The sequence below is a fragment of the Amniculibacterium aquaticum genome (assembly GCF_003852705.1).
GTDB lineage: Bacteria > Bacteroidota > Bacteroidia > Flavobacteriales > Weeksellaceae > Amniculibacterium > Amniculibacterium aquaticum.
Genome location: NZ_REFA01000008.1, coordinates 39,919 through 62,577, shown reverse-complemented (window position 1 = coordinate 62,577; position 22,659 = coordinate 39,919). Strand labels below are relative to the sequence as shown.

Genomic DNA, 22,659 nt, shown 5'->3' with positions numbered 1-22,659 from the left:
ATATTCCGTCTCATTTGAAACGGAATATTTTTTTGTTTGACATAAAATTTAATACGCTTTTGCGAATATAACTCTTTGTTTGGATGGTTTCCCGGAGATCAAAGAAACGCCTTCTTCCATCTCATTGTCCAAAGGAATACAACGGATGGTTGCCTTGGTTTCTTCTTTTATTTTCTCTTCTTCCTCTTCAGTGCCGTCCCAATGTGCTGAAATAAATCCGCCTTTTTCTTCCAAAACTTTTTTAAATTCTTCGTAGGTATCCACCTTGGTAATGTTTTCTGTACGGAAATTCAACGCTTTGTTGTAGATTTCTTCTTGAATTTTCACCAACAATTCTTCGATGTACACATCGATATTTTCCAAAGAAACCGTTTCTTTAGTCAAGGTATCTCTCCTAGCAATTTCTACGGTTTTGTTTTCCAAATCCCTAGCCCCCATAGCAATTCTTACAGGTACACCTTTCAGTTCGTATTCAGCAAACTTCCAACCCGGTTTATTCTTATCGTCGTTGTCAAATTTCACAGAAATACCTTTTGCTCTCAGTTTTTGTTGTAGATCCAAAGCCACTTCAGAAATCTGTTGCAACTGTTCTTCTCCTTTGAATATTGGAACGATCACCACTTGGATTGGAGCCAATTTCGGAGGAAGTACCAAACCAAAATCATCGGAATGAGCCATAATTAAAGCTCCCATCAATCGCGTTGAAACTCCCCAAGAAGTCGCCCAAGCATGTTCTATTTTCCCTTCTTTATTGGTGAATTTCACATCAAAAGCTTTAGCAAAATTTTGTCCTAAAAAATGAGAAGTTCCTGCCTGCAATGCTTTACCATCTTGCATCATGGCTTCTATACAATAGGTTTCATCGGCACCAGCAAACCTTTCGCTTGGTGTTTTCAATCCCTTGATTACGGGCACCGCCATAAATCCTTCAACAAATTCGGCATACACATCCAACATTTGCTCGGTTTCTACAATGGCTTCTTCTCTGGTGGCATGAGCCGTATGTCCTTCTTGCCAAAGAAACTCTGCCGTTCTTAGGAAAAGCCTTGTTCTCATTTCCCAACGCACGACATTTGCCCATTGGTTAATAAGGATTGGTAAATCTCGGTACGACTGGATCCAGTTTTTATAGGTATTCCAAATGATGGCTTCAGAAGTCGGCCTTACGATCAATTCCTCTTCTAATTTCGCATCCGGATCTACCACCAATTTGGACGGATTGTTCGGATCGGTCTTTAGTCTATAGTGAGTAACTACAGCACATTCTTTTGCAAAACCTTCTGCATTTTTTTCTTCGGCTTCAAACAAACTTTTGGGTACAAAAATTGGGAAATAAGCATTTTGATGTCCTGTTTCTTTGAATCTTTTGTCCAACTGATCTCTCATTTTTTCCCAAATAGCAAAACCATAAGGTTTGATGACCATACAGCCTCTTACCCCTGAGTTTTCTGCTAAATCGGCTTTTACGACTAGTTCATTGTACCATTTGCTATAATCTTCGCTTCTGGAAGTTAATTTTGCCATTTCTTGTGCTGATTTAATTTAACTTTTAACTCTAAATTTTATCCAAATAATAAAGTATATTTGGAGTATCGAATTATACTAAATATTTGGTATAATTTTGGTATAAAACAGTGCAAAGATAATTAAACTAATTTTCAAATAAATGTCATGAAAAAAAATATTAATAAAAACAGGTTTAATTTACCACAACTTAGAGCATTAGCCTTTCTTACGGCAAGTTTAGTAGCCGTATCATGTGGTACACAGATGGGTGCATACAGCGAGTCCGATGGCGTGTATTACGATCCTAACAAGGATACCTTACCCGTTGAAACAGTAGACAATTACGGCAATCAGGTTGGCGAATATTATGATTACAGCAACCAGAACGATGTTGCCCGTTTGGACGACAAGGGTATTTATTCCAAAAATTACAATTGGGGAGCACCAGGATCCAATTCGGATTGGGGAAATTATACCGGTACCGAGGTTAATTACAACAATTGGGCTTCTCCATATTACAATTACGGATATTCCCCTTACGGATGGAATTTTGGTATAAGCTTTGGCTATTCTTGGGGATCTCCTTGGAACAATTGGTACGGATACAGCCCTTATTGGGGTTATGGTGGATATTATTCCCCATGGTATTACGGATACAATCCTTATTGGGGTTGGAACTCGCCTTACTATTGGGGAGGTGGCTACTACCCGTACTACAATTACGGATATTACAGACCGGTTTACGATTACAGAAGAAGTGGCTCTAGCGGAAACTTTGGAAACTCATACCAAGGAAGTTTTGGCAATAAAGTAGGCAATCAAAACTCTGGATTTAGAGATCGTGGATTTGGAAACACCAATCAAAACAACTCTGGATTCAACAGACCCGGAAATCAAGGTCAGCAAAACACTTTCCCTAGATACCGTGGACAATCGAACACGCAACAAAATGTTCCGAACATCCCAAGACCTAGAAATACAACCCCACAATACGAAAGCCCTAGAAACAATGGAGGATTCCGAAACGATAGCGGTTTCAGACCGTCTTCTAACTCCAGCGGATTCGGAGGTGGGTCCAACGGAGGTGGCTTCCGCTCCGGAGGTGGTTTTGGAGGCTCTTCAGGAGGTGGAGGTCAAAGATCCGGTGGCTTTAGATAATACAAGAATTAAACTATACAATTGAAATGTTAAAAAAATCAATTTCTATATTGAGCATCTCGGCTTTCTTTTTTGCTCAGGCTCAAAATGTAACAGTACTTAGAAACACCATGGATGTGTACAGCGGTGGCGGACTACAGGGAACTGCTAAATACAATGCCATGTCAGGATCCATGGGAGCTTTGGGAGGCGATGCTTCTGCAGCTGTCACCAACCCTGCAGGTGTTGGGGTCGCCATATCCAGCAGTATTTCTGGTACTTTGGCCATCAACAACATCAACAACAAAAGTACACTTGCGGGTGCTTCTAAAGAATACAGTTTCAACAAAACAGATTTGGGAAATATCGGCGGGATCGCCTCTTTCCAACTGCTCACAGAAACCCCTTGGAAATTTGTAAATATCGGAGTGAACTACTCTTCAAAATCCATCGAAGATTATGTTGAAACTCCAGGAAATAACAACTTGACCTACAGCATTCCGGCAACAGCAGATGTACTCACCTACGCTGGACATGCCTTTAACCGATACGGAAATGTCAGTAAAATGAACATCGCCATAGGTGCTAATTACGACAACCAAATCTATATTGGTGGGGGATTAAATTTCCATGGTGCACAAATCGACCAGTACGACTCGGCAGCTTTCTATTCGGCCGTTGACAAAAAAATAGATTACTACGAAAAACAAGACACGCCTTATTCCGAAACCTCATCCGGTTTTTCTGCCAATGTTGGTATTATTGGAAAAATCTCTCAAGAATTTCGTTTGGGAGCAGCCCTAGAAACACCTACTTGGTGGACTATGGAAAGGGTGTACAATTATTACAGCTCGCCCAACGACGGAACGGCTGCAGAAGACCGAAAACTGACCACTCCGATGAAGGCAACACTGAGTGCAGCCATGGTTCCTACCAAAAATCTTGCAGTAAATGTGGACTACACGGTTGGCTTGGGAAAACCAAAATACAAAGTCTATGGCGGTGCAGAAACGGAACTGAACAACTTCTATAAAGAATATTCTCAAACCACTTCCGAAATAAAAATTGGAGCGGAATATCGTATTAAAAACTTTAGATTAAGAGGCGGTTACGGTTACGAATCAAACCCTACAAAAACCGTAAACTTAACCGAACTGACTGTGAACGGCAACCTAAAAGACGCATCTTACAGCAATTTCCTATTGGGCGAGAGAAATACTTTGGGACTAGGTTTGGGTTATGACTTTGGATCTGTATTTTTAGATTTTGCGTATCAAAATGTGAGCTCAGAGTATAAAAATCCTTTCTTAAAAGGCGATGCGGCATACAACGCCGGGTACTTCTCCAACAAATACATTGTCGAGTACGACGGATCTCTAGTTTCTAATGTAAAAAGAAATCTTAACAACTATTCCATCACTTTGGGTTGGAAATTCTAACCTCATCGATGAAAAATTTCATACGGCTATCCTTTTCGGGTGGCCTTTTTTTTAGGAGCTTCAACGGTTCGTTTTTTTTCACCACCAGACCCGCTGTCCACTGTATCTTTTGTGCAAAGCTACACCCCAGGCTTACAAAAGGATGCCGTTTCCATCGGGACTAAGACCACGCCTCCACCTTTTTTGAAAATTTGTATCGTGACATTGAAAAAAAAAAAACTTACTGTACGGTTACGCACCGAAATCGTAGCCCGGATGGAAGTGGCTACCCCACAGCAAGGTTATGGAGCGCAGCGACAGAAACTGGCGAGGAGTAATAACGGACAGCCGGACGAGTATTGAAGAGGGTTACACCCTTTCTGCTCCTAAAAAAAAATTAATGTGAGTGAAAAAGATGTCCACTAAGTGCAAAAGCAATCCCCAACATCACCAAGAGGATTTTTTGCCAATCCATTTTGTGGTTTTTGTTGCTTTCAAAAATGATGACCGATGAGATGTGCAGAAAAATCCCACCTACGATGGCCAAAAAGTACGGCTCGAGATTGGGATCGAAATATTTCCCTAAAACCATACCCAAAGGTGATGAAATAGCGAAGAGCACTACGATCAGTATTCGTGGAAAATTGACTTTACTTTTTTTGAATAAGAACGCTCCCAACACAAAAGAAATGGGCAGGTTGTGCACCAAAATCCCCATGAGGTATGGCGAATCGTAATTATTGATATTGGCCAACGGAATCCCTTCAATAAAAGCATGGATGAACATCCCAACCATCAAAGCGATGGGTAAAATATTTTGCTCTTCTTCGTGTTGATGGAAATGTCCGTGCTCGAATCCTTTGGTAAGATTTTCCAAAAGCATTTGCAACAAAACTCCGGCAATTACAAAAACACCAATCTGATGATTGTCCGAATGATAAACCGTTGGGAAAACCTCGTTGAGGCATATCGTGATCAGAAATCCTGCGCTAACCACCAACAAGGATTTGGCAAATTGATCTTTGGAACCAAAATATTTACCCAAAACAACGCCCAAAACGACACTCAAAATCAGAAGTAGTATAATCATAAACAAAGTATAGGGTCTCAGTTTTCTTTGACAAAGAGATTAATGGCTCTTGGTGAGGTTTCTAAATCGAAATCGGACAAGTGATAATCGCCCCAAACTTTTTTGCGGACAAATCCAAATTCCTGAGCATACTTTTCGATTTGCTCCAAGGTATGCAATTTTACTTTTTCAAAAAAATGAAAATCTTCGCCTTGGTCAGTAAAAATAATATCTTTGATGACATGTCCATCGTGTATTCTTTTTTTGATGTGGAAATCGATCCCACCTTTGCTGATGGTGGTTTCGGGGACTAATGTATTTCTAACCCATTTTTCGTTCAGGAAATCCAGTACAAAAACACCGTTGTCACACAAAGCATTTTTTACGGATGCAAACACTTTTTTGTCGTCGTTTTCATCATCAAAATATCCGAAACTGGTGAAGAGATTGTACACCGCGTGCACCTTTGATGGTGCAACCGAAGGATAGAGTTCGGTACGCATGTCGTGGACTTTAAATTCCAAATGATTTTGCGAAAATTCTTTCGTTGCAAAAGCAATACTTTCTTCGGAAAGATCTACCCCCAAAACTTCGTACCCCAACTGATGCAGGAAATAGGAATGCCTACCCTTGCCACAAGCCAAATCTATAATCTTGGCTTTTTCTGGTAATGCGTTATATTCTGAAAGTTTTCTGATGAAAATTTCTGCTTCTGTAAAATCTCTATCTTGATAAAGAATATGATAATATTCGGTATTAAACCAATCTTTGAACCATGCCATAGTGCAAAAATAACCAAAATTGATGGAAAACTATCCTTATCTACCGTTAATTATTCTACAAAGTCCTTACCTTTGCAAACTATGGATACTGAAAATTTACAAATACAAATAAAGACTTTCTTTGGATTGGAGCCTATTTTGGCCGAAGAAATAAAGAAATTGGGAGGTAGAAATGTAGAAATTAAAAATCGTGCGGTAAATTGCGTGGGCGATTTGGGTTTCCTATACAAGATCAACTACTCTGCCAGAACAGCCGTTAAAATTTTAGTTCCAATTTTAGAATTCAAAGCCTTTAACGAGCAAAAATTCTACGAAAAAATATACCGAACCAATTGGTCAACTTTTATGTCCATTGGGCAGACTTTTGCTATTGACGCAACGGTACATTCAGAAAAATTCACCCATTCACAATTTATGGCTCTGAAAATGAAAGACGCTATTGTGGATTATTTTAAGGACAAATTTGGAAAAAGACCTTCTGTAGATGCAAAAAATCCAGACATCAAATTCCACCTCCACATCGATAGAGATTTTGTGACCATCTCTTTGGATTCTTCAGGCGAGCCGCTTTTCAAGAGAGGCTACAGAAGAGAGCAAGGACAAGCCCCACTAAACGAAGTTTTGGCTTCGGGGATGTTGCAAATTGCAGGTTGGGACGGAAAGGGAAATTTCCTGGATCCTATGTGTGGTAGTGGCACGCTTTTGATCGAAGCGGCGATGATCGCTATGGATCTTCCGGCACAAACTTTCAGAAAACGATTTGCTTTCCAAAATTGGAAAAATTATGACGAAGATTTATTCAAAAAAATAAAAGAGTTCCGTCTGAATCGCGTGAAAGAATTTACCGGAAAAATTGTTGGATACGATATCGACCTTAAAATGCTGGCCTACTCCAGAATCAATATTGAAGCAGCAGAAATGGAAGACCTCATCGAGGTAAGAAAACAAAACTTTTTCGACAGTAAAAAAGATCTTTTCCCTCTACTGATGGTTTTCAACCCTCCGTACGACGAGAGAATCGCCATCAACCAAGAAGATTTCTACAAAAAAATTGGAGATACCTTCAAGCAAAGCTACCCCAACACTTTGGCATGGCTCATCTCTTCGGATTTGGAAGCGGTAAAAAAAATTGGACTACGACCTTCCAGAAAGGTAAAATTATTCAACGGGAAGTTAGAAACCCGTTTCCTACAATACGAAATGTACGAAGGAACAAAGAAAAAACACGACAACGATTAATTTTTAACCTACCCAACTTTTCTTTCAATACTAGAGAATGCCCACACTTTCCATCATCATTGCCATCTACAACCGCAAAGACGAGCTTTTCGAGTTGTTGCAGTCCCTATCTTTCCAAACGGATAAGGCGTTTGAAATTGTTATTGTTGATGACGGTTCTTTGATCAATTTACAGCCAACCGTTGATGGTTTTAAAGAAATTTTGGACATCCGCTATTTTAAAAAATCAAACTCTGGGCCGGGATTATCCAGAAATTACGGAGCTGAAAGAGCGAGCAACGAATGGCTGGTTTTTGTGGATTCGGATGTGATTGTGGAAAAGGATTATGTGGAGAACATCAAGAAAAATTTAGAGAAAAACACTTGCGATGCCTTTGGCGGTGCAGACAAAGCACATCACGGATTCAACCTGATACAAAAAGCAATTTCCTATTCCATGACTTCCATTTTTACCACCGGTGGTATTAGAGGCAGTAAAAAGTCAATGTCCAAATTTCAACCCAGAAGTTTTAACATGGGCGTTAGGAAAACTACTTTTTTAGAGGTTGGAGGATTTAGCAATTTAAGAATTGGCGAAGATCCGGATCTTTCCATGACGCTGTGGGAAAAAGGCTACACCACGGCATTTTTTGATGATATCGCGGTGTACCACAAACGCAGGGTCGATTTTGGAAAATTCTCCAAACAGGTGTATCAATTTGGATGTGCAAGACCCATCCTCAACCAAAGACACCCCCAATATGTTAAGATTTCATTTGCCTTTCCTACCCTATTTTTATTGGGCTATGTGGGATCTTTTATAGAATATTATACCCTGCACCAAGGATTCATACTATCCATGTACGGTCTGTACACCTTCCTGATCCTGATCCATGCTACGGTAAAAACTAAAAACATCAGCATTGGATTGTTGGCGATTATGGCATCTTACATACAATTATTTTCCTACGGATATGGATTTTTAAAATCGTGGATACTTCTCAATGTATTAAAGAAAAAACCGGAAGAAGCCTTCCCTCATCATTTTCATTTAAACTAAAAACTGACCTTTTGTCCGAATACAATCTTTGGCAAAAAATTTGACTTACAGTAAAAAATAAAATCAAGATTATGTCCGAAAACAAAGATATACACGAAGAAAACCTAGAATTGCAAGAAGAAAATACGGCACAAACCGATACCGAAACGACAGAAAAAACCGAAGCTGCACCGACAGCAGAGGAACTTTTGTCAGCAGAAAAAGATCGCTACATCCGTCTTTTTGCCGAATTTGAAAATTATAAAAAAAGAACAGCAAAAGAGAAAAACGATTTCTTTCAATTTGCCAATCAAGATATGATGGTCACCATGTTGGCTGTTTTGGACGATTTTGAAAGAGCTTTAAAAGAAATTGCTAAAAACGGCAACGAGGCCGACCTGAAAGGAGTGGAATTAATTTACCAAAAATTCAAAGGAAAATTGGTGGAAAAAGGGCTTCAAACCATAGAAGTTAAAGCAGGTGACATTTTTGATGTGGATTTCCATGAAGCCATTACCCAAATCCCTGCTCCACAGGAAGAATTGAAAGGAAAAATTGTAGATGTAATCGAAGTGGGATACACCCTTCACGGAAAAGTAATCCGTTTCACAAAAGTGGTAACCGGATTTTAATAGACCCCAAGAAAAGTAAAAAAAATGGCAAAACGCGACTATTACGAAGTTCTAGGCATCTCCAAAGGTGCATCGGCGGATGAAATTAAGAAAGCCTACCGTAAAATGGCTATCAAATACCATCCTGACAAAAACCCTGGAAACAAAGAAGCTGAAGATAAATTTAAAGAAGCTGCTGAAGCCTATGAAATCTTGAGTGACGACAATAAAAAAGCCCGTTATGACCAATACGGACACGCCGGAATGGGCGGAAACGGTGGTTTTGGCGGTGGCGGTTTTGGTGGCGGCATGAACATGGAAGATATTTTCTCCCAGTTTGGTGACATCTTTGGCGGTCATTTTGGCGGTGGTTTTGGTGGTGGACAGCAAAGACAACAACAAGTTAGAGGATCTAACCTTAGGGTTAGGATAAAACTAAACTTGGAAGAAATGGTGAACGGCACCCAAAAAACCATCAAGGTAAAAAAAATGAAAGCCGCAGCCGGAGTAACTTCCAAAACCTGTCCGACCTGTCACGGATCTGGTGCTCAAATAAAAGTTATGAACACCATGTTCGGGCAAATGCAAACACAAACCACTTGTGGCACTTGTCAAGGTCTTGGAAAGGTGGCCGATAAAATCCCGGCTGGTGCAAATGCTCAAGGATTGGTAAAAGATGAGGAAGAAGTGACCATCAACATTCCGGCAGGTGCAAGAGACGGCATACAACTGAATGTGAGAGGCAAAGGTAACGACGCACCTTTTGGTGGCAACCCTGGTGACCTTTATGTTGTTGTTGAGGAAGAAGAAGATAAAACCATCAAACGAGAAGGTGACAACCTGCACCAAGAATTGTACATTTCTTTTGCAGAAGCCGCTCTGGGAACTCAAAAAGAAATCCCAACCGTAGGTGGGAAGGTAAAAATAAAAATAGATGCCGGTACACAATCCGGAAAAATTCTTAGACTTAGCGGAAAAGGACTCCCAAGCATCGACAGCTATGGCAAAGGCGATATGTTTGTCCACATCAATGTTTGGACTCCTCAAAAACTAAATGCCGAACAAAAAGCTTTCTTTGAAAAACAAATGGAAAACGGCGAAATGACTGCCGAACCGTCTGGAAAAGAAAAATCATTTTTCGACAAGGTAAAAGACATGTTCAATTAAGAGCCGGTTTAAATTTATTTAGAAATTTTCAATACCAAATTTCAACTTCATAAATCCCCAACATTTTTATTCGTGTTGGGGATTTTTTTGTCCATTGCACAATACCTTGCAAAAAAATACTCATAAAGAAGAAAAAAACCATACATTTATTTCAAATTAAAAAAACAAATCAATGGAAAATCAAAAAGAAATCAACGGAGCTTACGACTACAGACATAGAACATTGTCCAGTGGTGATTGGGCCATCAATATTGTTCTCGCCGGAATCCCAGTCATCGGATGGATTCTTTTGTTAGTCTGGGCTTTAGGAGACGGTAACATTCACAGAAAAAATTGGGCTAGAGGAATGTTTCTCATTTGGATTCTGGTCATTGCTTTCACTGTATTTGCAGTTGTATTTTTTGGTTTTGCTGGTGTTTTACTCAATGAGCAAAACAAATTTATCGAATAATAGATTTTAGGTTCTAATAAAAACAACCACAAACAAATAAAAAGTTTGTGGTTGTAAATTATTCTGAATAGTGAGTAACTAACTTAGTACTTCTTTATACACTTCCATCATCTCTTTAGCGATCTGCTCTTCGTTGAATTTTTGTACAAATTGAAAAGATCTTTCTGATCGTCGATCTCGTTCGGATTTATTTTCCCAAAGAAAATTGATTTTCGACCTGATGTCGTCCGTATTATTGGGGTCTATGTATAAAGAATCCGGCCCGCCTGCTTCTGGCAAACAACTCAGATTGCTTGTAATTACGGGAGTTTTAGAAAACAACGCCTCGATAATCGGGATACCAAAACCCTCGTACAAACTTGGATAAATAAAGATGCTTGCCAATTGATAGATTTTTGCCAAATCTTCCATGGATACATTTTTCAGAAAAAAAACCTGATTTTGCATCTTATTTTTCTCTATAAACTTTCTAATTCTAACCGAATATTTTGTCTCCTTACCTACCACCACTAAAGGGATGGAGGTACCTTTAATGGCTTTCACCACGGAGAAAAGGTTCTTTCGCTCTTCTATAGTCCCTACATTCAATAAAAACTCAAGTGGAAGAGAATATTTTTGCTGAACTTCTGATAATTCTTTTTCAGAATATTCTACTTTAAAAGCCTGATGACAGGATTGGTACACCACACGGATTTTCTCTTCCGGAACTTTGAAGTACTGCACGATGTCGCTTTTTGTTTGCTGCGAAATAGCCACGACCAAATCGGCTTGCGAACATGCATTTTTAAATTTCCAAGCATGGATTTTACGATCAAAAAAAGAATAAAATTCCGGATATTTTAAGAAGATAACATCGTGTACGGTAACGATTTTTTTAATGGGTTTACGGCTCCATTTCAAAGGCAATTCTCCAGACAGACCGTGGAAGATATCACAATCCTCAGCTTGTGCATCTTTTCCCATTTGAAGTTGTCGTCCAAACTTAGCTCCTGATATTTTTCTAAAAAAAACATTTGATACTTCTAACAAAGACTTTGCTCTTTCAGAAGGTGATTTTGCAAAAACGACATACAAGTTTTCAGGATAAAACTGAGCGACAATCCTGACTAAATCCCGAGAATAATTGCCCAATCCAGAGGCATTATGAAAAAGCCGTTTGGCATCGTACCCTATCTTCATCATTAAAAATTTTTGGACCTAACAATATAATTGGGTCTATTTTTCATTTGTTTGAACATTTTCCCAATGTAGATGCCCAATATCCCGAGAATGATGAGCTGCACACCACCAAAAAAAACCACCGTCATGATAAGCGATGCCCAACCTGAAATTTCTGTTTTGCTGATGAAGGCATAAACCACATACGGAATGTACAGCAACCCTAAAAAAGAAAAGAAAAACCCAAGATAAGAAGCTAAATATAAGGGTTTCACCGAAAAAGCCGTGATGCCTGTAAAAGCAAATTTGAACATTTTTTTCAAACTGTATTTGCTGCTTCCGGAGAAACGATCGTCTGCCGTATAATGAACGGCATATTGTCTAAAGCCCACCCATTTGGAAAGTCCACGAAGGAACAAATCCGATTCATCGGCTTGGCGCATAATTTCGACTACAGAAGCATCCATCAACCTGAAATCCGAGCTTCCTTTTTCCAACTCGACATCGGAAAGTGAGACTAAAATTTTATAGAAAAAATTGGAAGTCAATTTTTTAAACGGTGATGTTGCTTGGTTGTATTTTCTCAGAGTATAGACCAAGTCGTAACCTTCTTCCCATTTTTTGATCAGCTCCAAAATTACTTTTGGTGGGTGCTGAAGGTCGGCATCCATTGAGATTACTGCATTGCCCATGGCAAAATCCAGACCCGCTTTCACCGCATTTTGATGGCCAAAATTTCTTGAAAATTCTATAAATTTCACTTCTGAAAACTCCGTGGACATGATTTCTAAAATCTCTTGAGTATTGTCCCGACTGCCATCATTAACAAAAATAATTTCGTATCGATAAGTGGGTAAATTTTGAAAAACCAAATCTATTTCTTCTCTGATTTTTCTAAGATTTCCCTCTTCATTATAGGCTGGAATTACAATGCTGATGCTTTTCATTTTGCTAAAATATAATCTTTCTCGAAATCACGGGTAAGCAATTCGTAAATTATTTTCATCCACACCAAAATACAAGGGACGGCTTTCAGAGAATATTTCATTATGTAGTTTTCTTTAAAAGATTTTGGGAATACATCCGAAAACCCGAAACATGTAAGAACAATCACGAAAATCAAAAGAGCAACATCCAATTTGTTTTTATTTTTCTGCATCAAAAACCATATCATCACCCCAGAAACAGCGATGATGTAGGTTGGCGACTCCGATCCGGAACTAAAGAGCACTAGAAACAATAATGTTGATGCCAATATCATCATTTGGAACGCAGGCAATTTATATTGATTGAATCGTAGATACGGCAAAGCAAAGACCACCATACCCGGGATTAGAAACCACAAAGTTGGCAAGGAAGCATCGCCCAAAATTCGTCTAAAGACGCCCATTACAGAATAGTCTTGCCTTGTCCCTAAAACTTGATTGGACAGATTTTTTTCGGTAAGCGATTGGTACCAATCCAGATACGATTGTACACCGAAATGCGCATCCGAAATCAGCATCGGGAGTAAGAAAAAAAGTATTGCAAACACGAAGCAAGCTGCAATAAATTTAGTTTTGTTTTTCATAAATAAAAATGCCGAAAGCCCGACCACTCCGTAGATTTTCACAAAAGTCCCAATCATGATGGAAAAAGCCGAATGAATTTCTCTACCTCTTAAAACAGCCACAGCCGAAAGCATTAAAAGACCTGTAAGTGCAATATTAAACTGAAAATAAAGAGCTGCAGTAATGTATTCTTGAATGCAAAGCCAAGCAAAAAGTGACTTTTGAGTTTCGGTAAAAGGGAGTTTATAAATGGCGAATAGAAATAACAGAACATTGGCAACATTCCACAAAACCATTCCAAAACCGTCCGGCAATACGGCAAATGGAACAATAAGCACTGAGAAAAAAACTCCGTAATGGTTGCTATCAAAGTACAGTTCCGGATACAGTGAGTATAAATTCAGCTTCTCGCTGGTGTGTACAAAAACATTTTTGAACAATAAATAATTGTTATAACTCTCCGGTCCTCTTTGGTATTTTGAAAACGCCGTAAGCCCTGCAACAAGAATATAAATTGCAGCAACAATGGGAAAACGGGTAAAAAAAGAAATAAACTTTTCTTTCACTTAGTACAAAATTTAGTTAATGGGTAAAAATACTAAAGTATCGTGAAGCAACAAAACGAATTATCGATAATCATCGGGGGTTTCAACCAATTGTTTGATTATTGGTAAGGATTGCATGGGGCAATCCTATCGGTAGTTTCACATTTGATCATTCGAAAATAACGAAATTCATTTTATAATAACTCAAATCGACATTCGTCATATTATGACCAAAAAAAACTCTCTGAAACAACATTCAAAGAGTTTTTTTTCTAATAGAAAAGAGTTATTGCTTATACGGCAACATTATTTTCTCTAAGAGCATCGTTCAAAGAGGTTTTTTTGTCGGTTGATTCTTTTCTTTTTCCGATGATCAAAGCACAAGGAACTTGATACTCTCCTGCCGGGAATTTTTTGGTATAAGAACCTGGGATCACCACCGATCTGGCCGGCACTCTTCCCTTCAATTCAACCGGTTCATCACCTGTAATATCAATGATTTTTGTTGAAGCCGTCAATACGACATTGGCACCCAAAACCGCTTCTTTTTCCACATGAACCCCTTCTACAACAATGCATCTTGAACCCACAAAACAATCGTCTTCAATAATTACGGGAGCAGCCTGCAAAGGTTCCAAAACACCACCAATACCAACGCCACCACTAAGGTGAACATTTTTACCGATTTGTGCGCAAGATCCTACGGTAGCCCAAGTATCTACCATGGTTCCGCTATCGACATACGCACCAATATTAACATAAGACGGCATCATAATAACGCCAGGCGCTACAAAACATCCGTGTCTTGCAATGGCATGTGGCACAACTCTTACTCCTTTTTCAGCATAATTTTTCTTCAACGGAATTTTATCGTGAAACTCGAAACATCCCACCTCAATGGTTTCCATTTTTTGAATTGGGAAATACATGACTACGGCTTTTTTCACCCATTCGTTTACTTTCCAACCGTTTTCTGTAGGTTCTGCTACACGAAGTTCACCCAAATCCAACTGATGGATCACCGTTCTGATAATTTCCTGATTGGCAGGATCTTGAAGCAATTCTCTATTCTCCCAAATGTTTTCGATTGTTTGTTGCAACATATTATTTTATTTAAATTTTACAATTTTGTATCTGCAAAACTAATAAAATTTGCTCCGTCTTTTTCTTTGAATTTATATTTTCTACTCATTTCTTATTGTTTATGGGTACGAGTGGGACGCTCACACCAGCGTGGGGAAACCTACCACACGATACAATCGTGCGACAGTGGAGGGAAGGTTCCTTTATTAGAAGTTTATGTTTTTCAATATCTTATTTTACTTTTTTTCCCTTTATAAAGAAAGCAGAATTTTTGTATGTTTGTATAGAAAATTTTATGATTATGAATGCGATTAGACAATTTGTAGAAGTGAAAGACCATTCTTTTAATGTGTCGCTTCCAAAGGATTTTAATGCCAAAAGTGTAGAAATTATTATTATTCCAAATGAAAATGAAGATTTTCCTTTGATTTCTGAACAGCAAAAAAGAATACTGGAAAAAGCATTACAACAAGATAAAAAAAGCTTTATTTCCCGAGATGAACTCACAAGAAAACACAAATTATAAACTCCTATTTTCTAGCATTGCTGATAAAGAAATTGAGCAGGCAATAGAATACCATAGTTCAAAATCTGAAAATGGGGAGTACAACTTCAGAACACAACTGAATGATGCTTTAGACGCTTTGGAGTTCAATCCGTTTTTCCAATTTCGACACAAAAATATCAGAGCATTGCCGTTTAAACACATGCCGTACCTCGTTTTCTTTGAAATTTACGAAGACGAAAAGACAGTTTACATTTACTCTGTTTTTAACACTTTCCAAAATCCGGAGAAATATCCTAATCTTTAAAACCAACACCCCACTACCGCACGAAATGAAATTCGACGAAGTCAATCCTTTTGTGTGGACATCTTAAAAATCAAACATTCTAAATACGACATTATCTAACAATCCTTTTTCAATTACGGCTCATTAAACAAACTTTTAGCTAAAGTTATCTATTTTTTTTGAACCTACCACACTATAAAATCGTGCGAGAGCGGACGGCAAGACGCTCGAACCAGCATTGGGTATTGAAATACTATTGAATTTAATCATTCAATCTTCTAGCAAAAAGAAAGGCTTTGTTCCAATATTTTTCGTTCAACGAAGACACGACAACCCCTTTGGAGGTAGATGCATGGATGAATCGTATTTCGCCAAGATTTTCAATTTCATGAACAATGCCGACATGAGAAACGCGAGTGCCACCGCCGGTTGCAAAAAATAAAAGATCTCCAGGTTTCACCTCATCAATGTCAATACGATCTCCTAATTTGGATTGATCTTCGGATCTTCGTGGTAACTTTTTATTGTTCTCGTCAAACACCTTACATACCAAGCCCGAACAATCAAACCCTTCTGCTGTAGCTCCACCGTATCGGTATGGAACTCCCAAATATTGATCTGCCGATTTTAGAATATTTTTGGCATATCTAGAAAAAACGCCTGTATTTTTAGATTCTAATTTTCTTAAATTTTCAGTTTTTGTTTTGGTAGAAGTAGGGTATGCCGTTACTTTTTTGGCTCCACAAGAGACCAAAAATAAAGACACCGATACCAAAGCCATCCCAATACGCTTCATAAGCCAATTAATTGCAACAAATATACTCTATTTTTTCAGAATTTTTCACAACAACTTATACTACAACTTTGCCAATTTGATGAAAAATTCTACATTTGTTCTTCATAAAAAATATGGCAAAATACAACGATCTGAAAGAAGTACGAGGCAGCATTGATGACCTTGTTTTTTACAACCTCAACGGAGTTCCGGTGGTGAGAAAAAAAAGTGGTTTCAGTACGGAAGCTTTTGCCAACAATCCCAATTATAAAAAGGTTAAAGAAAATTCTACTGAGTTTGGACATTGCTCGAAAGCCAGCAAAATGATCCGAATGGCCGTAGCCACTTTTGTTGAAAATTGTGGCGACAAGGTGATGTATCAAAAATTTACAAAGGTGATGACCAACATCAAAGATTTGGATAAAACATCGCCCCGTGGACAAAGAAGAATAGAATTGGGATTGAAATCGGATGAAGCCCAGCAACTGCTTAGACAATTTCAGTTTGGAGAAATTCCCAATCTGAGCAAAGTTGCTGTAATGGACATTGGACTTTTTAACGACAGCATTGCCATCAACCAAGTTGCAGATGAAGCCGTCTTGATCCATCTTAATGCTGATTTTAACAATTATGTTGTAAAAAACACTGAAAAAACATATCCCTTGAAAGGGAAAAACAACCTGATCGAAATAGAAAAACAAGATGAAAATTCTTTAAAACTTTTGTTCTTGGTTTTAAAGAAAAAAGGAAACATTACCCATGTTGGGTTTATTTAAACAATCGTTGCTGATAAAAATCAAAATAAAATAAAGTGAAATTTTCTATCTTTAACCTTCAATATGAAACTCAATCTCCCAGACAAATTGTACTATTCCATCGGTGAAGTTGCCAAGGCATTTGATGTCAATGCTTCGCTCATCCGGTATTGGGAGCAAGAATTCCCTATTTTGAAGCCCAAAAAAAATAGAAAAGGAAATCGATATTTTACTCCAGAGGACATCAAAAATCTAAAAATTATCTATCATTTGGTCAAAGAAAAAGGCTACACTTTGGACGGTGCCAGAATTGCACTAACGACCAATGCCAAGATTCCGGCCACCGTTTCTATCATTGATCGCTTGGAGTTTGTACGAGCAGAACTGAACAAGTTGAAAGAATCGCTCGTTGACAAACCTGATGATCCCGAATAAAATTTAACATTATATACCTCATTTGCAAGTTGTTATTTCATTAACTTTGTATGAAAACCAACACAAATGAATGCAAAACTTCCTTTCATCATCCGAAGGAAACAATTTTGGGGCATCCTAATTTTGGGTTTTCTTCTTCTTTTCAGCAAAAGTATTTTTCATTTTGCACTAAAAAAATCGGCTGTTCAATTTGATAAACAATTGACTTGGAGCAATGTCCGAACCAGCCAACCCAAAGTGGTCCTGTCAGAATTTGACCCAAATGAATTGGACGAGCAACAATGGGAAAAATTAGGGTTCAGCAAAAAGCAAATCGCCACCATTCTAAAGTACAAAAACATTATTGGCGGTCGGTTTCTATCGAAAGTACAATTGAAAAAATGTTATGCCATATCGGATGAAAAATATGCCGAAATAGAGCCTTACATCCTCCTTCCTGAAACCCATAAAAAAGAAAATAACTTTGATAGAAATTTTGATAAATACGATAAAAAACAACTTCAGGTTTCACAAAAATTCAACCCCGACAAGTTAAGCATAAACGACTGGCAAAACATGGGATTCAGTGAGAAACAGGCAATTGCCATTGATAAATACAAGAAATATTTAGGCGGAACATTCGTAAGCAAAGAGAAATTTAAAGAATGTTTCATCATTTCAGATGAAAATTATAAAAAACTAGAAGCCTATCTCATTTTACCCGAGAAAACACCGTCGGATTACAATAAATTTTACGCAAAAAATGAAGGTTCAAAAAACAAAATTCATCTAAAACCGTTTGATCCCAACCAAACCGATCTCGACGGTTGGAAAGGCCTTGGTTTTTCTGAAAAACAAGCTCAAGTCATCGTAAATTACAGAGATCGAAATCTAAAAGGCCAATTCAGAACAATGGAAGACCTTAAAAATTGCTTTGTTATTTCCGATGAAAAATTTAAAGAATTAGAACCGTATATTCGGATAAATACCGAACACACAAATCCTGTTGAAAAGAAAGAAGCAGTTGCCGTTCAGCATAATCCTACCGATTTTAGCACGATAGACCTCAATAAAATCTCGTATCGACAACTTACAGAATTTGGTTTTTCAGAAAAAGATGCCGCCATGATATTGGGATTCAGAAAAAAACTAGGTGGTTTTATGAAAGCGCAACAACTTGTAGACACCTATGAAATCGACAAATCATTGGCAGAAAAACTCATATCTACCGTAAAACTAAATACCGATCAAGTTCAAAAATATTCTTTGACGGACGCTCCTGAAGCTTGGTTGAAAAGCCATCCTTACTTTAAATATTCAGCAGAAAAAATACTGTATTATAGAATTTCTAATCCGGACAGTAAAAAGATTTTGAAGTTTTTGAAGCTAAAATCTGAGTATGAAAACCAAATGAAGCTGTATTTAACTGATTTTTAATCCAAAATATTTGAAAACCTGAATTCGTTTTGCAAATAATCCTGACTGGCATTTTCCACAGAATAATCACCGATTTTAGTTCTCCTCAGTTGGGTGAGGTAGGCTCCTACTCCCAAGGATTGGCCAATATCGTGAGCCAAACTGCGGATATAAGTTCCCTTGGAACACCCTACAGTAAATTGTACAAATGGCAAATTAATTTCAATATTTTGAATGTAGAAAATCGTGGTTTTTCTGGATTTCATTTCCACTTCTTTCCCAGCTCTTGCAAGATCGTAAGCTCTTTTGCCGTCCACTTTCAAGGCCGAAAAAATTGGTGGCGTTTGGTCTATTTCTCCCAAAAAATCATTTAATTTTTCCAAAATAAACTCATGATTGATGTGGGCAATATCCTGATTTAGAATCTCGGGTTTTTCGGTATCGTAACTCTCGGTCTGAGCTCCAATTTTAATTTCTGTGAAATATTCTTTAGGTGCATCTTGAATTTCTTGAATTTGTTTGGTCGCTTTTCCTGTACAAACGATTAACAATCCTGTGGCTTTAGGATCAAGAGTTCCGGCGTGTCCTACTTTAATTTTTTTTAGGTTAAACTCCCTTTTCAGTTTCCATTTCACTTTATTAACCGCATTGAAGGAAGTCCAATCCAACGGTTTATCAATTAGTAAAACTTGTCCTGCTTGTATCTCTTCTGCTGTAAAATTCATGATGCAAAAATAGTAAACCTAAAAATTATTGTAGAAAATAAAAATAGATGAGTAATACGATACCTACAACAATTCTGTAGATTCCCCAAAGCTTGAATCCGTATTTGTTGAGGAATGCGATAAAGGATTTTATGGCAATCCAAGCGGTAATGAAAGCGACTGCATTTCCAACAAAAAACAACATTAAATTATCGTTTGAGCTCAACAACATTTCGTAACCTTTGGTTGCATGTTCTGTACCTTCGGCCCAAGTTTTCACAAAAACCGAATAAACGGTAACGGCCAGCATCGTGGGTACCGCCAAGAAAAATGAAAATTCTGCGGCTGCTTTTCTGGTCAATCCTTGGGTCATACCACCAATAATGGAAGCTGCACTTCGGCTGGTTCCCGGCATCATGGCCAAACATTGCCAAAAACCAATCATAATGCCTTTTTTGATGGTCATTTCTTTTTCATCTAAAACGGTAGGATTCTTGAACCATTTGTCCACAAATAGCAAAATAACTCCACCGATAACCAAGACTGCAGAAATGGCAATTTGATTACCCAAAACAGCTTCTATTTTGTCGTCTAACAACTTGCCCAAAACCAATGCCGGCAATACAGAGAACGCTAATTTTATATAAAATTGAAAATTTGAAAAGTCGAAAAATTTCTTCCAATAAGCAATAACAACCGCTAAAATAGCCCCAAATTGAATGGACACCTGAAACATTTTCAGAAATTCTGACTCTTGCATCCCCATCAAATTGGCAGCAAATCCCATGTGTGCGGTTGATGAAATAGGTAAAAATTCTGTTAAACCTTCTACAATGGCTATGATGATGGCTTGTACTAAATCCATGTTTGCTTTCTATTAAAAAAAACTTTGTCCAATCAAATTGTTCAGACAAAGTTGTAGTAAATTATTAATTAAAATATTATTTGTTTCTTTTCAGAATGGCATAGACTTCTATACCAAATCCTAGGATCACTAAAAGTGGGGCAATCCTAATTCTTCGAATCGAAAATATGCCTTCATTCCATTCGTTGGGATTGAGTTTTCCATCTACCGTATTGGCATCCGAGCCTAACATCAAAAGAAAACCAAGAGCGATAAAAACAATACCGATAAGCATACACTTATAGTTTTCTTTTCCGAAATAGAATGCGTTTTCATTATTTTTAGAATTTTCCTTTTTCAATCCGAATTGGTCTGCGGAAAAAACAGTGCTTTTCTTTGCCATAATTTATGAATAATATAAATCGTCAATATTCGATCTTAAAAATCTCCAAGTTGCCACCACTGTACTCACAACTGTAATTGCAACACCTGTACCCAACACCGTCAGAACCAACCACATATACTGTTGATTATCCTGTACAAAAGGAGTCTTGATTTCGGTTGTGAAGTAATACCAAACTCCAAAAAGAGCCAATAAACCGATAAATGCACCTACCAATCCAAGTATTAAAGCTTCTATTACGAAAGGTTTTAAGATAAACGATCGATTGGCGCCTACCAATTGCATGGTTTTGATGATGAATCTTTTTGAGAAAATTTTCAAACGAATGGAATTATTAATCAAGACGATGGCCAAGATTAAAAACAACATTGAGAATGCAAAAATCCATTTTAGGATTTTGTTCAGATTGTTATAAATTTTCTGAGAATCGGTATCGTTCTTGACATCGACCACACCTGGAATGCTGGATATTTCTTTGATTGCCGTGCTGATCTTGGTAGAATCGTTGTACTCAGGTTTTAAAGAGATTTCTACAGAAGCGGGGAAAATATTTTCTTCAAAAAGACTTTGTCCATCAACTCCAAGACTTTTTTTAGCCTCCAAAGTAGCTTGTTCTCTGGTGATGTAGTTTACTTTTTTAACGGAAGGAAGTTTCTGAATATTCTGAACAGCCTCTACTTCTAATTTTAAAACTTTTACTGAATCTTTTACATCGTAGTTGTCACTAAAATAAGCATTCACAACCAATTGCTCTTTCAGATAATCTGAATATTTCTGGGCATTAATCAATATTAAACCTATTAGTCCCACCAAAAAAAGCACCAAGGCAATACTTACCACAACGGTAATGTTACTGGATCTCAGTCTTTTCTTGTTATAATCTTCTACAGTATTTGCCATTCGAACAAAAATTTTTGGCTAAAATAGAAAAAATCTTCCGAAATTTGCCACGGTTTAGTGAAAATCAATGTTAATGAAATCATAAAACTTCAGAATTAACGAGGGTTTTCTATCGACCGTCTATTAAATAAAAAGAACAATCATACATGTCTGTAAAAGCAAAAAAACATTTAGGCCAACACTTTCTTACCGATGAAAATATTGCCAATAAAATTGTTGAAGGTCTATCTGGAAACGATTACAAAAACATTATTGAAGTAGGTCCGGGGACTGGTGTTCTGACTAAATACCTTTTAGAAAAGCCTCAACATTTATATTTAGCCGAGATCGACCAAGAGTCTATTGAATATTTAAAAAACAACTATTTAAAAATCACAGAACAAACTTTTGTTGGGGATTTTTTAAAGTTGGATTTCAACCAATTTAACCAAGAGCAGACAGCCATTATCGGGAATTTCCCGTATAACATTTCTTCTCAAATATTGTTTAAAATTATCGATAACTATGCATTAATTCCAGAGATGGTTGGTATGTTTCAGAAGGAAGTTGCCGAGAGAACCTCTGCACAGCCCAGAACAAAAGATTATGGAATCCTAACGGTTTTGGTACAGGCATATTATGATGTCAAATACCTTTTCACCGTTCATGAAAATGTTTTCAACCCTCCTCCAAAAGTTAAATCTGGAGTTATACAGATGGTTAGAAACCCAAAAGAAGGGTTGGCGGGGCATGAAGAATTGTTTAAGAAAATTGTAAAAGCAGGATTCAATCAAAGGAGAAAAAAACTGAGCAATGCCCTAAAAGTATTAATGATACCTGAGCATTTGCAAAAACATCCATTTATGGACAAACGAGCGGAAGAGCTTTCCGTGGATGATTTCATCCATTTTACACAACTTTGGAATTCTTAAAAAAACACTCAA

General features: G+C 37.7%; 25 protein-coding genes. 13 read left to right on the top strand and 12 right to left on the bottom strand.

Going from position 1 to position 22,659, the window contains the following annotated elements; translation table 11 throughout:
* Window positions 1-48 precede the first annotated feature (48 nt).
* Window positions 49-1,524 carry a proline--tRNA ligase gene (gene proS / locus EIY84_RS05080; protein WP_124640847.1) on the bottom strand — a complete coding sequence of 492 codons (1,476 nt, stop codon included), beginning with the start codon at window positions 1,522-1,524 and terminating at the stop codon, window positions 49-51.
* 147 nt (window positions 1,525-1,671) lie between these two features.
* On the opposite strand from proS, the gene EIY84_RS05075 reads away from it, so the two are divergent.
* Both EIY84_RS05075 and EIY84_RS05070 read left to right on the top strand, forming a co-directional pair.
* The gene (locus EIY84_RS05075; RefSeq protein ID WP_241154735.1) at window positions 1,672-2,664 is read left to right on the top strand and encodes a prolyl-tRNA synthetase; all 993 of its coding nucleotides are present in this window, start codon (window positions 1,672-1,674) and stop codon (window positions 2,662-2,664) included.
* Window positions 2,665-2,690: 26 nt separating this feature from the next.
* Window positions 2,691-4,082: an OmpP1/FadL family transporter gene (locus tag EIY84_RS05070; RefSeq protein ID WP_124640845.1), complete on the top strand. Its 1,392-nt coding sequence runs from the start codon at window positions 2,691-2,693 to the stop codon at window positions 4,080-4,082.
* A 376-nt stretch (window positions 4,083-4,458) separates the two neighbouring features.
* On the opposite strand, the gene EIY84_RS05065 is transcribed toward EIY84_RS05070, so the two are convergent.
* A complete protein-coding gene (locus tag EIY84_RS05065; protein ID WP_124640843.1) occupies window positions 4,459-5,151 on the bottom strand; it encodes a ZIP family metal transporter in 693 nt (230 codons plus the stop codon).
* Window positions 5,152-5,168: 17 nt separating this feature from the next.
* A complete protein-coding gene (locus EIY84_RS05060) occupies window positions 5,169-5,912 on the bottom strand; it encodes a class I SAM-dependent methyltransferase (protein WP_124640841.1) in 744 nt (247 codons plus the stop codon).
* Between the two features lie 81 nt (window positions 5,913-5,993).
* On the opposite strand from EIY84_RS05060, the gene EIY84_RS05055 reads away from it, so the two are divergent.
* The 5 genes from EIY84_RS05055 (at window position 5,994) to EIY84_RS05035 (ending at window position 10,398) form a co-directional block, all read left to right on the top strand.
* Window positions 5,994-7,151, top strand: coding sequence for a THUMP domain-containing class I SAM-dependent RNA methyltransferase (locus EIY84_RS05055; RefSeq protein ID WP_124640839.1), 1,158 nt, complete (start codon window positions 5,994-5,996; stop codon window positions 7,149-7,151).
* A 37-nt stretch (window positions 7,152-7,188) separates the two neighbouring features.
* A complete protein-coding gene (locus tag EIY84_RS05050; protein ID WP_124640837.1) occupies window positions 7,189-8,190 on the top strand; it encodes a glycosyltransferase in 1,002 nt (333 codons plus the stop codon).
* Between the two features lie 71 nt (window positions 8,191-8,261).
* The gene (locus EIY84_RS05045; protein WP_124640835.1) at window positions 8,262-8,801 is read left to right on the top strand and encodes a nucleotide exchange factor GrpE; all 540 of its coding nucleotides are present in this window, start codon (window positions 8,262-8,264) and stop codon (window positions 8,799-8,801) included.
* Window positions 8,802-8,825: 24 nt separating this feature from the next.
* Entirely contained in the window at window positions 8,826-9,947 is a 1,122-nt protein-coding gene (dnaJ, locus tag EIY84_RS05040) for a molecular chaperone DnaJ (RefSeq protein WP_124640833.1), read from the top strand.
* A 172-nt stretch (window positions 9,948-10,119) separates the two neighbouring features.
* Window positions 10,120-10,398, top strand: a complete 279-nt coding sequence (locus EIY84_RS05035) for a hypothetical protein (RefSeq protein ID WP_124640831.1) — start codon at window positions 10,120-10,122, stop codon at window positions 10,396-10,398.
* A 78-nt stretch (window positions 10,399-10,476) separates the two neighbouring features.
* Here EIY84_RS05035 and EIY84_RS05030 read toward each other — a convergent pair whose 3' ends face one another.
* From EIY84_RS05030 to EIY84_RS05015, 4 genes are all read right to left on the bottom strand, one after another.
* Entirely contained in the window at window positions 10,477-11,577 is a 1,101-nt protein-coding gene (locus EIY84_RS05030) for a glycosyltransferase family 4 protein (protein WP_124640891.1), read from the bottom strand.
* A gap of 2 nt (window positions 11,578-11,579) precedes the next feature.
* Window positions 11,580-12,503 carry a glycosyltransferase family 2 protein gene (locus EIY84_RS05025; protein ID WP_124640829.1) on the bottom strand — a complete coding sequence of 308 codons (924 nt, stop codon included), beginning with the start codon at window positions 12,501-12,503 and terminating at the stop codon, window positions 11,580-11,582.
* Window positions 12,500-13,672: a glycosyltransferase family 87 protein gene (locus EIY84_RS05020; RefSeq protein WP_124640827.1), complete on the bottom strand. Its 1,173-nt coding sequence runs from the start codon at window positions 13,670-13,672 to the stop codon at window positions 12,500-12,502. The genes EIY84_RS05025 and EIY84_RS05020 overlap by 4 nt, the downstream gene beginning before the upstream one ends.
* 272 nt (window positions 13,673-13,944) lie before the next feature.
* Window positions 13,945-14,754, bottom strand: coding sequence for a 2,3,4,5-tetrahydropyridine-2,6-dicarboxylate N-succinyltransferase (locus tag EIY84_RS05015; protein ID WP_124640825.1), 810 nt, complete (start codon window positions 14,752-14,754; stop codon window positions 13,945-13,947).
* A gap of 281 nt (window positions 14,755-15,035) precedes the next feature.
* Between EIY84_RS05015 and EIY84_RS11810 the strand changes: the two genes are divergently transcribed.
* Together EIY84_RS11810 and EIY84_RS05005 are read left to right on the top strand one after the other, a co-directional pair.
* A complete protein-coding gene (locus tag EIY84_RS11810; RefSeq protein ID WP_164472019.1) occupies window positions 15,036-15,260 on the top strand; it encodes a hypothetical protein in 225 nt (74 codons plus the stop codon).
* Window positions 15,232-15,546 (top strand): type II toxin-antitoxin system RelE/ParE family toxin, encoded by a 315-nt coding sequence (locus EIY84_RS05005; protein ID WP_124640821.1) that lies wholly within the window; start codon window positions 15,232-15,234, stop codon window positions 15,544-15,546. The genes EIY84_RS11810 and EIY84_RS05005 overlap by 29 nt, the downstream gene beginning before the upstream one ends.
* A gap of 241 nt (window positions 15,547-15,787) precedes the next feature.
* Here the strand turns inward: EIY84_RS05005 and EIY84_RS05000 are convergent, their stop codons facing one another.
* A complete protein-coding gene (locus tag EIY84_RS05000) occupies window positions 15,788-16,321 on the bottom strand; it encodes a C40 family peptidase (protein ID WP_124640819.1) in 534 nt (177 codons plus the stop codon).
* Window positions 16,322-16,434: 113 nt separating this feature from the next.
* Here EIY84_RS05000 and EIY84_RS04995 point away from each other — a divergent pair, with 113 nt between their 5' ends.
* The 3 genes from EIY84_RS04995 (at window position 16,435) to EIY84_RS04985 (ending at window position 18,906) form a co-directional block, all read left to right on the top strand.
* Window positions 16,435-17,076 carry a hypothetical protein gene (locus EIY84_RS04995; RefSeq protein WP_124640818.1) on the top strand — a complete coding sequence of 214 codons (642 nt, stop codon included), beginning with the start codon at window positions 16,435-16,437 and terminating at the stop codon, window positions 17,074-17,076.
* 63 nt (window positions 17,077-17,139) lie between these two features.
* Window positions 17,140-17,490, top strand: coding sequence for a MerR family transcriptional regulator (locus tag EIY84_RS04990; RefSeq protein WP_124640815.1), 351 nt, complete (start codon window positions 17,140-17,142; stop codon window positions 17,488-17,490).
* Between the two features lie 66 nt (window positions 17,491-17,556).
* Entirely contained in the window at window positions 17,557-18,906 is a 1,350-nt protein-coding gene (locus EIY84_RS04985) for a helix-hairpin-helix domain-containing protein (protein ID WP_124640813.1), read from the top strand.
* On the opposite strand, the gene truB is transcribed toward EIY84_RS04985, so the two are convergent.
* The 4 genes from truB to EIY84_RS04965 form a co-directional block, all read right to left on the bottom strand.
* Window positions 18,903-19,610, bottom strand: a complete 708-nt coding sequence (gene truB, locus EIY84_RS04980; RefSeq protein ID WP_124640811.1) for a tRNA pseudouridine(55) synthase TruB — start codon at window positions 19,608-19,610, stop codon at window positions 18,903-18,905. The genes EIY84_RS04985 and truB overlap by 4 nt on opposite strands.
* Window positions 19,611-19,635: 25 nt before the next feature.
* Window positions 19,636-20,454: an undecaprenyl-diphosphate phosphatase gene (locus EIY84_RS04975; protein WP_124640809.1), complete on the bottom strand. Its 819-nt coding sequence runs from the start codon at window positions 20,452-20,454 to the stop codon at window positions 19,636-19,638.
* 76 nt (window positions 20,455-20,530) lie between these two features.
* Complete coding sequence (locus EIY84_RS04970) at window positions 20,531-20,836, bottom strand: DUF3098 domain-containing protein (protein WP_124640807.1); 306 nt, start codon at window positions 20,834-20,836, stop codon at window positions 20,531-20,533.
* Window positions 20,837-20,839: 3 nt separating this feature from the next.
* Entirely contained in the window at window positions 20,840-21,736 is an 897-nt protein-coding gene (locus EIY84_RS04965) for a cell division protein FtsX (RefSeq protein ID WP_124640805.1), read from the bottom strand.
* 146 nt (window positions 21,737-21,882) lie between these two features.
* On the opposite strand from EIY84_RS04965, the gene rsmA reads away from it, so the two are divergent.
* Window positions 21,883-22,647, top strand: coding sequence for a 16S rRNA (adenine(1518)-N(6)/adenine(1519)-N(6))-dimethyltransferase RsmA (gene rsmA, locus EIY84_RS04960; RefSeq protein WP_124640803.1), 765 nt, complete (start codon window positions 21,883-21,885; stop codon window positions 22,645-22,647).
* Window positions 22,648-22,659: the final 12 nt, after the last annotated feature.